Source organism: Limnospira sp. PMC 289.06 (assembly GCF_032350395.1).
In the GTDB taxonomy this organism is placed as follows: Bacteria; Cyanobacteriota; Cyanobacteriia; order Cyanobacteriales; family Microcoleaceae; genus Limnospira; species Limnospira platensis.
Window position 1 is genome coordinate 1 of the sequence record NZ_JARPLC010000145.1, and the last position, 10,539, is coordinate 10,539.

Sequence of the window (10,539 nt, forward strand, 5' to 3'; positions counted from 1 at the left end):
CAATTATCGCCGAGGTCAAGAAACCCGGTTTCTCAGTTCGTAGGGTGCGTCAGAGGGATAACCTATCGGGTCAACAGCCAATTTTATGGCTCTGACGCACCACATTAATTATCGGGGGTGGGGGGGGTTTATTCAGATAGTCCTGGGGATGGAAAATTGACAGCCACAGAGGGGGGCGGGTTTATTCATATGGTTGTAGGGATGGAAAATTGACAGCCACAGAGGGGGGCGGGTTTATTCATATCGTCCTGGGGATGGAAAATTGACAGCAGAACCCGCCCCTACAATTATCGCCGAGGTCAAGAAACCCGGTTTCTCAGTTCGTAGGGTGCGTCAGAGAGATAACCTATCGGGTCAACGGCCAATTTTATGGCTCTGACGCACCACATTAATTATCGGGGGTGGGGCGGGTTTATTAATATGGTTGTAGGGATGGAAAATTGACAGCCACAGAGGGGGGCGGGTTTATTCATATCGTCCTGGGGATGGAAAATTGATAGCAGAACCCGCCCCTACAATTATCAATTAATAATTATCAATCTGGGGATGGAAATACGATCGCCACAGTGCGACTATCGGGTTGAGTTTCCCGATAATCGCCGTTATAATAAGAGTTGAGAGAAAACGGGCTAGGAGGGATTCGAACCCCCGACACCGTGGTCCGTAGCCACGTGCTCTAGTCCACTGAGCTACAAGCCCCCGTTGGCGTTAAACTTAGACTTGTTTCACCGCCATTTAAGATAATAACACACTTTCCGAAAATGACAAGCAATTCTTCAGAAAATTCTCCCCAATCCTTAACCCACCTTGATTATAGGGGAGAAGCGCAGATGGTGGATGTGTCAGAGAAGGCCAAAACTCGACGGGTGGCGATCGCCAGTGGATGGGTGAAAATGCTTCCGGAAACCCTAAAAGCGATCGAATTGGGAAACGCACCCAAAGGAGATGTTTTGGGAACCGCCAAAATTGCCGGAATTATGGCCGCCAAACAAACGGCCCAATTAATCCCCCTGTGTCATCCACTCCCCCTAGCTAAAATAGATGTTAAATTCACCGCCGACCCCCAACTCCCAGGTTATCAAATCCGCGCCGAAGCCATAACCATCGCCGAAACCGGGGTAGAAATGGAAGCCCTAACCGCCGTTTCCATCGCCGCCTTAACCCTCTATGACATGGCCAAAGCCCTAGATAAATCCATGGAAATTGGCTCAATTCATCTGTTGAGTAAAACGGGGGGAAAATCAGGATATTATCAGCAGCCATTGTCCCAGCCACTGCCGAAATAGCGATCGCCTTGCTATCCTAGAAGCGATACCTACTCCCAAACCTATGACAGAACAACCAACTCGCATTTGCATTCTCGGCGGTGGCTTCGGTGGGCTATATACCGCCCTACGTTTGACCCAGTTACCGTGGCTACCCACACAAAGCCCGGAAATTACTATAGTTGACTCCAGAGACCGCTTTGTGTTTGCGCCCCTACTGTATGAACTGGTGACCGGAGAACTCCAAGCCTGGGAAATTGCCCCACCCTTTCAACAACTCCTGCAAGACACACCAATTCGGTTTATTCAGGGAACTGTTGCCGATATTGATATTACCGCCCAACAGGTGCAATTACAAGATGGTCAATTTCTCGATTACGATCGCCTAGTCTTAGCCATGGGAGGAGAAACCCCCCTTGATATCGTACCAGGGGCTCAACAATACGCCATACCTTTTCGTCGGGTGGAGGATGCTTATCGTTTACAACAACGTCTGCGCCTCCTGGAAGCCTCGGACGCGGAAAAAATTAGAGTAGCCATCATTGGCGGCGGTTATAGTGGTGTAGAATTAGCCTGTAAATTAGCGGAAAGACTCGGAAAACGCGGGCGTTTGCGCCTCGTGGACAGAGGAGAAGAAATCCTCAAATCTGCCCCCGACTTTAACCGGGAAGCTGCTCAAAAAGCTCTATCAGAACGACAGGTTTGGCTGGATTTAGAAACTACGGTTAAATCCCTAGATGCCGAAAGTATTACCCTCGAATATCGCGACCAGGTAGATACTTTACCCGTTGATATTGTTATGTGGACTGTGGGAACCCAGACCCCCGATATAGTGCGATCGCTTCCCCTGAAACAAAACAGCGAACATCAAATCATCATCAATCCCAAATTACAAGTCATTGAACACCCCGAAATATTCGCCCTGGGAGACCTCGCCGACTCCCATGATGCGGAAGGCAAAAAAGTTCCCAAAACCGCCCAAGCTGCCTTTCAACAAGCGGATTATGCGGGCTGGAATCTGTGGGCATCTTTAACCGGAAGACCCCTGCTATCTTTCCATTATCAAGCCCTCGGAGAAATGATGACTTTAGGGAAAGATAACGCCACTCTCACCGGTTTAGGAATTAAACTCGATGGACAGTTAGCCCATGTCGCCCGCCGCCTCATTTATCTGTATCGTTTACCGACCTGGGAACATCAAATGCGCGTAGCCTTTAACTGGATAAGTCGCCCTTTTCAAGAGTTAATGATCAATAAATAAATACCGATGATAAATCCTAGCCCTCTCTCGCCTAAATTAATCTTACTAGATGCAGTGGGAACCCTCTTTGGTGTCCGAGAAACTGTGGGTGATGTTTACGGCAAAATTGCCCAAAAATGGGGAGTTAACGTCTGTGCCAAAACCCTTAATCAGGCATTTTATCAGAGTTTTAGCGCCGCTACACCTATGGCTTTTCCGGGCGCAGATATGGCGGAAATTCCCCAATTAGAACTAGCCTGGTGGCGCGATATTGCCGCCGAAAGTTTTAAGGCTGTGGGAGTTTTTCAGGAGTTTTCGGACTTCCCCAAGTTTTTTGAGCAACTTTACCAAGAGTTTGCTACGGCTGAACCTTGGGTGGTTTATCCTGATGTAATTCCCACCTTGACAAAGTGGCGAAATTGTGGTATAGAATTGGGAGTTTTATCTAACTTTGATTCCCGGTTATATCCAGTGTTAGAAGTTTTGGGTTTAGGGGGATTTTTCTCGACGGTGACGATTTCTACAGAAGTTGGCGCGGCAAAACCTGACCCCAAAATTTTTGCGGTAGCACTAGAAAAATACGATTTTCAGCCAGGAGAAGTTTTGCATATTGGGGACAGTTTTACGGCGGACTATCAGGGTGCAAAATCAGCGGGAATAGCGGGAGTATTAGTAGAGCGAGATACTCCCTCAACGCCAGATAAAGCCTCCTATTCTACCTTAGCAGAAATTGAGGTGACTAGCTAGATGATATGACCCCTTCCCGCAGGCTTAAACCAGGCGCTAAAACACGATCGCTAAATGACACCCACCTGATCGCAATAGCGCTCAAGTTGGGTAAGATGATTATATATGGGTTTATGTGACCTGGTTTAGGGAGGTATTGAGAAAATGGGAACTGTCGAAAATTCCGATTCTCTGAGAAAACACTACGGAGAGGCGATCGCTCGCCGCATGGAGCGCCGCAAAAAACTACAGAAGGTGATGATGTTCATTTCGACGGCAGCTTTTCTGGGGATGATGTCTTCGGGTTTGGGTGCAATGTTTCGCAGTAATTCCCAGTCCTCAGAAGTCAACCAAGCGGAGGAAGCTGCTACAATTATATCACAGTTAGAACGCCAAGAACGTGGTTATCAGTCGGTTTTGCAGCGGGAACCGGAAAATCAAACAGCTTTGGAAGGGTTGGTGATGGTTCGCTTGGAACAAAATCAACTGGAAGAGGCGATCGCACCTTTGGAAAAGTTAGTTAATTTATATCCCGATGTTGAGGATTATCAAAACCTCTTAAAACAGTTAAAAACTGATACACAGCCAGCGGTTGCAGATTAGTTAATATCTGGCTACTCATGAATCAACTCAGCGACGAAGCGAGCTTATATGATAGGGACTATCATCTTTGGGTTCTGGCAACGGTTAAACACCTAGAAACAGGCGATTTTGAGGCTCTGGATTTGGAGAACTTAATCGCGGAAATTCTAGGCTTGGCTGCGATGGACAAAAGAGAGTTAAGGAATCTTTTAAGGCTGTCATTTGAGCATTTGCTAATGTGGCAATACTGGGAGGCTGAAACGGAAAGAAATCGAGGCTATTGGCTGGGAGAAATTGCCAATTTTCTGATGGAAATCAGAGGGATACTAATGGATAGTCCTAGCCTAAAAAATTACCTATCAGAAATCTTTGATGATTGTTACGAAGATGCCTTAAAAATTGTGGTGGCTAAAACGCAACTCCCCCTAGATACTTTCCCGGAAAAGGCGATCGCCAACTTAGACGAGGTGTTAGATGAAAATTGGTTTCCTCCGGTGAGTAAGTAGTAATTAAAGGCTGATATAATGGAGGCATAACTTAACGATGCAACAGTTAAGCGAATCACTCAAAAGTCTATATGATACGGATTATCATCTCTGGGTTCTGGAAACGGTTAAACACCTCAAAAAAGGTGATTTTGAGGCGGTGGATTTAGAGAACCTAATCGAAGAGGTGCTAGACTTGAGTAAAAGGGATAAAAGAAAGTTGGCCAGTCTGTTGACTCTTTTATTTGAGCATTTACTCAAACTCAAATATTGGCATTCTGAAAAAGAAAACAATCAAAATCACTGGCGGCGAGAAATCCGTAATTTCCGTAAACAGATTAAGCGACATTTAAAGGATAGTCCCAGCCTCCAAAATTACCTATCCCAGGAATTAGTTGATATCTACGAAGATGCGCGAGAGTTGGTTTCTGATATTTCGGGTTTATCGGTGAGCGATTTTCCCTCGACTCCGATCGCCAACTTAGAGGAGGTGTTAGATGAAAATTGGTTTCCGTAAATTAAGGATATGAGGGTATAATTGTGGGGGAAAGATGATGAATCAGGAATTTGTGAATAGCGATCGCCTAGCCTATTGGAAAAAACGAAGAGCCCAGCAAGCGGCGCAAAATCAAAAATTAGCAAACCAGGCGCGATCGGATGTGGATATAATTGTAGAAATGCTGGTGAGTAAGTTTGGAGTGAGGCGGGTTATCTTATTCGGGTCGTTGGTGAGGGGAGGTTTTAGCGAAACTTCGGATATTGATTTGGCGGTGGAAGGGTTGAGAAAAAAAGATTATTTTTTGGCGTTGGCGGAGGCGAATGATTTAACGCGGCGATGGGTAGATTTGAAGCCTTTGGAGGATTTAGAACCACATTTTGGCGATCGGGTATTGCAAACGGGGGAATGTGTTTATGAGGGAGGTTAGTCCGAGTGAGTTACAGGAGTTAGCGACGGATATTGAACTAGAGTTAGCGCGTTTGGGAGAGTTGGAAAATGCGATCGTTCAAGTGCGCCAGGAAATCGATCGCTATCCGACACTATCGGGGATTTTTTATGAGAGTTTAGCACTGAAATTGCATAATTTTTATACGGGCTGCGAGAGGATTTTTCAATTGATTGTTTCTGAACTCAATGGTGCGTTACCTTCGAGTTTTGATTGGCACAAGCGACTCCTCAACCGCATGAGTGTGGAACGAGAAGGACTCCCCCCAGTTCTGAGTTCGGAAACGGTGCTGAGTCTCCGGGAGTATCTCGGTTTTCGTCATATAGTCCGCAATATCTACGGTTTTGAACTGGAGACGGAACGGGTGGAAGATCTTGTGCAAGGCTATTCTCAAGTCTGGCATTGTTTCGAGTCGGAAGTGCGGCGGTTTGTCCAGGAGTTACGAGAGTTGGCGGAACGGTTGGAGGAATGTTAAGTGTTGTTTCAGTGGCGGGGAGGCGATCGGTTTTTTGCCATGGTGTGGTATAATCGTGCAACCTGCCTATCTGACTTGGTTTTGTCAGAAAAAAAAGTAAATTTTTCCGGTCCGGTTTTCTTGTTTTGGAGATACAGTCAATGTCTAAATTACCATCTGCTTTGGATCAATTAATCCCTCCAGAAATTAAGAATGATGAATTTTATCAAGCTATCCAACAGATTGCTACAGAAGGAGATATTAAAACAGTTTTAGAAATTGGTTCTTCATCGGGTTCGGGAAGCACAGAAGCCTTTGTACAAGGTTTAGTCAATAATTCTAATGAGCCATTACTATTTTGTATGGAAATCTCTAAAAGCAGGTTTGATGCTTTAAGAAAGAGGTATGAAGATTATTCTTTTGTGCACTGTTATAATGTATCATCAGTTCCTTTAGAAAGTTTCCCGACAGAAAACGAAATTCGAGAATTCTATCAAAACAATCGAACAAATCTTAATGTATATCCCATAGAACAAGTTTTAAATTGGTGGAATCAAGATACAGAATACTTGAGAACTTCAGGAGTTAATGGCGGAGGAATTGAACTGATTAAAGAAGAAAACAATATAGACATTTTTGATGTGGTCTTAATTGATGGTTCTGAATTTACAGGAAAGGCAGAACTAAAAGCAATATATGGGGCTAAATTTATTCTATTAGATGATATTAATACTTTTAAAAATTATGATAATTATAATCAACTCATTGCAGATCCAAAATATGTGTTAATTAAGGAAAACAAAAATCTTCGGAACGGTTATGCTATTTTTGGCGACAAAAGTAGTTTATTCTTAAATGAAATAAACGAACAAAAGCTTGTAAAAAATATAGTTAAATCTGGGATGACTGTATTTGATGTAGGAGCCAATCTAGGGGATTACTCTATTTTATTTAGCAAACTGATAGGTGAATCAGGAAAAGTTTACACTTTTGAGCCAACCCCAGCTATTTTTCAAAAACTAAGAGAGCGCATAAACGAGCGGGATTTGAGTAATGTTAATTTATTCCAAAAAGCCGTTTTTTCGAGTAATCAAATTATAAAATTTAATGAATTTCCAGAGGAATACTCCGTGTGGAATAGCATTGGGGTTCCTGATATGAACAACCCCCTAAATCCCCAGGAAAAAATCCCCATTGTCAAAACCGAAATGGTCGAAGCAGTTGCTATAGATTCTTTTTGCGAAGAACAGCTTATTGAATCCATAGATTATTTGAAAATTGATGTCGAAGGTGCTGAATATGATGTTCTTTTAGGGGCGAAACAATTATTAGAAAAAAATGCTATTAGGTTTATTCAATTTGAAATATCCCAAAAGATGCTGGAAGGATTAAACAGAAAAGCCAAAGATACATTTGATATTTTAATTCAAAATGGTTATGAGTGTCATCGGATCACAAGTAATGGTGAAATCGGAGATAAGGTTTTAGATTCAAACTCTTTTTATGAGAATTACATCGCTTTCCGAGAACTGCCAATTCATTTCTTTACTATTGTTCTCAATGGCGAACCTTTTATCCATTACCATATAGAAGTATTTAAGCAACTTCCTTTTAAGTGGCATTGGCATATTATTGAAGGTGTAGCCGACTTAAAACATGATACAAGTTGGTGTTTAAAGTTGGGCGGTCAAATTACTGACCAAATCCATAAAAATGGTCGTAGTAAGGACGGCACATCAGAATATTTAGATCAACTGGCTCAAAAGTATCCAGAGAATATCACTATTTACCGCAAACCCGAAGGAAAATTTTGGGATGGTAAACGAGAAATGGTTAATGCGCCTTTGGCAAATATCAAAGAAGAATGTTTGCTGTGGCAGGTGGATGTTGATGAGATCTGGACTTTAGAGCAGATTTGCCAAACTCGTAAACTATTTGTTAAGAATCCTGACAAAACTGCCGCATTTTATTGGTGTTGGTATTTTGTGGGAGAAAATATGATTATTAGTAGTCGCAACTGCTATGCACAAAATCCTCGCCAAGATTGGTTGCGGACTTGGAGGTTTAAACCTGGATGCGTTTGGGCAGCCCACGAACCTCCGATATTAGTGGAAACTTGCGAAGATGGTCAACAGAAGAATGTGGCGGCAATTAATCCTTTTATGCACGGGGAAACAGAAAAAGAGGGTTTAATTTTCCAGCATTTTGCTTATGTAACCCCAGAACAATTGAAGTTTAAAGAACAGTATTACGGTTACAAAAATGCCGTCAGTCAATGGCAGTCCTTGCAATCACAAACCCAGTTCCCTGTTTATTTACGGGAATACTTTGGTTGGGTAGGCGATCGCACTATGGTCGATCGCGCTCAAGCCTTGGGAGTTACACCAATTATACAAAAAGATATCAATACTGGCAACTGGAAATTTTTGCCTCCAGAAGATTTGCAAAAATCTATACAGATAGAAATGCGATCGCCTACTATTATTATTGATGGTGTATTTTTCCAACTCTATAGCACAGGTATTGCTAGGGTGTGGAGAACTCTTTTAGAAGAATGGGCAAACACAGAATTTGCTGGCCATATTATTGTATTAGACCGCGCCAATAGCGCCCCCAAAATACCTGGTATCCGCTATCTAACTATACCCGCCTATAGTTACAATAACACCGATGCTGATAAGCAAATGCTACAGCAAGTCTGTGACCAAGAAGGAGCCGATTTATTCATCTCCACCTATTACACCACCCCCCTATCTACCCCCTCTGTATTTATGGCTTATGACATGATACCAGAAGTGTTGGGAGGCAGTTTAAATCAACCCATGTGGCGAGAAAAACATCATGCTATCCGTCAGGCTTGTTCTTACGCTGCCATCTCCGAAAATACCGCCAGAGATTTAGTTAAGTTTTTCCCTGATATTAGCATCGAACAAGTTACCGTTGCTCATTGTGGTGTCGCTCCCATTTTCACCCCAGCTACAGCCACAGAAATCAGCACTTTTAAACATAAATACGGCATTAGTAAACCCTACTTCTTGTTAGTTGGTGCTGGTAGTAACTACAAAAATGCCATCTTATTTTTCCGTGCCTTTGACCAACTTCACACCAAACAAGGCTTTGAAATCATTTGCACCGGTAGCGGTGTCACCCTCGCTAACGAATACAGACAATATACCTCCGGCACTGTGGTTCATTCATTAACACTCAGTGATGAAGAATTAAAAATTGCCTATTCTGGTGCTGTGGCTTTAGTTTATCCCTCCTTATACGAAGGTTTTGGGATGCCAGTTTTAGAAGCATTAGCCTGTGGTTGTCCGGTGATTACTTGTGCCAACGCTTCCATTCCAGAAGTCGCAGGAGAGGCGGCTATCTATATTGATGCTAATGATGTTGATAGTTTAACAGATGCCTTGTGTGAAGTTCAAAAATCCCCAGTGCGTAGCTCTTTAATTACCGCAGGTTTGACACAAGCCAAACAGTTTTCTTGGGTGAAAATGGCGGAAATTATGAGTTCAGCTTTAATTCAGGTAACTTTAGCACGTCTAAATCTTCAGAGGGTGAATTTTATCATTTTCCCCGACTGGTCACAATCAGAAGAAACTGTCGGATTAGAATTACAAGAGGTGATTAAAACCCTCGTTAATCATCCCGATAAAGCCGAGATGACCTTATTGATAGATAACAGCAACATTACCCCAGAAGAGGCTGATTTAGTCTTATCTAGTGTGGCTATGAACTTGTTAATGGAGGAGGAAATAGAGTTTGATGGTGGGCCGGAAATTGTCTTGGTTGGCGAGTTGAGTCCCATGCAGTGGTCGGCTTTAATTTCTAAGTTACAGGGTCGGATTAAATTAGACCATGAAAATCAGGAGGTAATTGATAAGCTAAAAGTTGATACTATTCCGGTAGTTGAACCCGATAATAATTAATAATTAATTGTAGGGGCGGGTTCTGCCGTCAATTACTTATTCCCCACGACCATATTAATAAACCCGCCCCTCTTTGCCGTCAATTATCAATTCCCCACGACCATATTATAGCGGTTCGGTGGATTGGTGAGGTACTTTTCAAAGCCCCTCTCCCCTATTGGGAGAGGGGTTTGGGGTGAGGGCTGTACCTTATGGATATGAGAAACGCTATAATAAACCCGCCTCACTGTTTCGGCTGAGAAACCCGGTTTCTTCACCAGGATATGGCAGCGGTGCGTCAGATGAAAGAAATTTGCCGTTGACCCGATAGGTTATCCCTCTGACGCACCCTACGATATGTGTAATAATTAATAATTAATTGTAGGGGCGGGTTCTGCCGTCAATTACTTATTCCTCACGACCATATTAATAAACCCGCCCCACCGTTTCTAATGTAGGGGCGGGTTCTGCTGTCAATTATCAATTCCCCACGACCATATTAATAAACCCGCCCCTCTGCCGTCAATTATCAATTCCCCACGACTATATTATAGCGGTTCGGTGGATTGGTGAGGTACTTTTCAAAGCCCCCTTCGACAAGCTCAGGACAAGCCTCTCCCCTATTGGGAGAGGGGTTTGGGGTGAGGGCTGTACCTTATGGATATGAGAAACGCTATAATAAACCCGCCTCACCGTTTCGGCTGAGAAACCCGGTTTCTTCACCAGTTGATATGATGTTGGGTTTCACTGCGTTTCACCCAACCTACCGTTTCTTCACCAGTTGATATGATGTTGGGTTTCACTGCGTTTCACCCAACCTACCGTTTCTTCACCAGTTGATATGATGTTGGGTTTCACTGCGTTTCACCCAACCTACCGTTTCTTCACCAGTTGATATGATGTTGGGTTTCACTGCGTTTCACCCAACCTACCGT

General features: G+C 43.3%; 9 protein-coding genes and 1 tRNA gene. 9 read left to right on the forward strand and 1 reads right to left on the reverse strand.

Annotation, left to right across the window (positions count from 1 at the left end):
- Nucleotides 1-625: 625 nt before the first annotated feature.
- Nucleotides 626-699: transfer RNA gene (locus P5674_RS20730), tRNA-Arg, on the reverse strand.
- A 62-nt stretch (nucleotides 700-761) separates the two neighbouring features.
- Between P5674_RS20730 and moaC the strand changes: the two genes are divergently transcribed.
- The 9 genes from moaC (at nucleotide 762) to P5674_RS20775 (ending at nucleotide 9,625) form a co-directional block, all read left to right on the forward strand.
- Nucleotides 762-1,286 carry a cyclic pyranopterin monophosphate synthase MoaC gene (gene moaC, locus P5674_RS20735; RefSeq protein WP_014274710.1) on the forward strand — a complete coding sequence of 175 codons (525 nt, stop codon included), beginning with the start codon at nucleotides 762-764 and terminating at the stop codon, nucleotides 1,284-1,286.
- A gap of 43 nt (nucleotides 1,287-1,329) precedes the next feature.
- The gene (locus P5674_RS20740; protein ID WP_315670237.1) at nucleotides 1,330-2,526 is read left to right on the forward strand and encodes an NAD(P)/FAD-dependent oxidoreductase; all 1,197 of its coding nucleotides are present in this window, start codon (nucleotides 1,330-1,332) and stop codon (nucleotides 2,524-2,526) included.
- Nucleotides 2,527-3,252, forward strand: a complete 726-nt coding sequence (locus tag P5674_RS20745; RefSeq protein ID WP_043468093.1) for an HAD-IA family hydrolase — start codon at nucleotides 2,527-2,529, stop codon at nucleotides 3,250-3,252.
- Nucleotides 3,253-3,396: 144 nt separating this feature from the next.
- A complete protein-coding gene (locus P5674_RS20750) occupies nucleotides 3,397-3,834 on the forward strand; it encodes a tetratricopeptide repeat protein (RefSeq protein ID WP_006617068.1) in 438 nt (145 codons plus the stop codon).
- Between the two features lie 17 nt (nucleotides 3,835-3,851).
- Complete coding sequence (locus tag P5674_RS20755; protein WP_006617067.1) at nucleotides 3,852-4,319, forward strand: DUF29 domain-containing protein; 468 nt, start codon at nucleotides 3,852-3,854, stop codon at nucleotides 4,317-4,319.
- 37 nt (nucleotides 4,320-4,356) lie between these two features.
- The gene (locus tag P5674_RS20760) at nucleotides 4,357-4,815 is read left to right on the forward strand and encodes a DUF29 domain-containing protein (protein WP_315670238.1); all 459 of its coding nucleotides are present in this window, start codon (nucleotides 4,357-4,359) and stop codon (nucleotides 4,813-4,815) included.
- Nucleotides 4,816-4,849: 34 nt separating this feature from the next.
- Nucleotides 4,850-5,224: a nucleotidyltransferase family protein gene (locus tag P5674_RS20765; protein WP_231852112.1), complete on the forward strand. Its 375-nt coding sequence runs from the start codon at nucleotides 4,850-4,852 to the stop codon at nucleotides 5,222-5,224.
- Nucleotides 5,211-5,717: a hypothetical protein gene (locus P5674_RS20770; RefSeq protein ID WP_014274707.1), complete on the forward strand. Its 507-nt coding sequence runs from the start codon at nucleotides 5,211-5,213 to the stop codon at nucleotides 5,715-5,717. Before P5674_RS20765 ends, P5674_RS20770 begins: the two co-directional genes overlap by 14 nt.
- Before the next feature lie 140 nt (nucleotides 5,718-5,857).
- On the forward strand, nucleotides 5,858-9,625 hold the full coding sequence (locus tag P5674_RS20775) for an FkbM family methyltransferase (RefSeq protein WP_315670239.1): 3,768 nt from the start codon (nucleotides 5,858-5,860) through the stop codon (nucleotides 9,623-9,625).
- Nucleotides 9,626-10,539 lie beyond the last annotated feature (914 nt).

Bases quoted from the DNA above. Each gene is read 5' to 3' on its own strand.
- moaC (WP_014274710.1), top strand. From the start codon at position 762: ATGACAAGCAATTCTTCAGAAAATTCTCCCCAATCCTTAACCCACCTT.
- P5674_RS20740 (WP_315670237.1), top strand. From the start codon at position 1,330: ATGACAGAACAACCAACTCGCATTTGCATTCTCGGCGGTGGCTTCGGT.
- P5674_RS20750 (WP_006617068.1), top strand. From the start codon at position 3,397: ATGGGAACTGTCGAAAATTCCGATTCTCTGAGAAAACACTACGGAGAG.
- P5674_RS20755 (WP_006617067.1), top strand. From the start codon at position 3,852: ATGAATCAACTCAGCGACGAAGCGAGCTTATATGATAGGGACTATCAT.
- P5674_RS20760 (WP_315670238.1), top strand. From the start codon at position 4,357: ATGCAACAGTTAAGCGAATCACTCAAAAGTCTATATGATACGGATTAT.
- P5674_RS20765 (WP_231852112.1), top strand. From the start codon at position 4,850: ATGATGAATCAGGAATTTGTGAATAGCGATCGCCTAGCCTATTGGAAA.
- P5674_RS20770 (WP_014274707.1), top strand. From the start codon at position 5,211: ATGAGGGAGGTTAGTCCGAGTGAGTTACAGGAGTTAGCGACGGATATT.
- P5674_RS20775 (WP_315670239.1), top strand. From the start codon at position 5,858: ATGTCTAAATTACCATCTGCTTTGGATCAATTAATCCCTCCAGAAATT.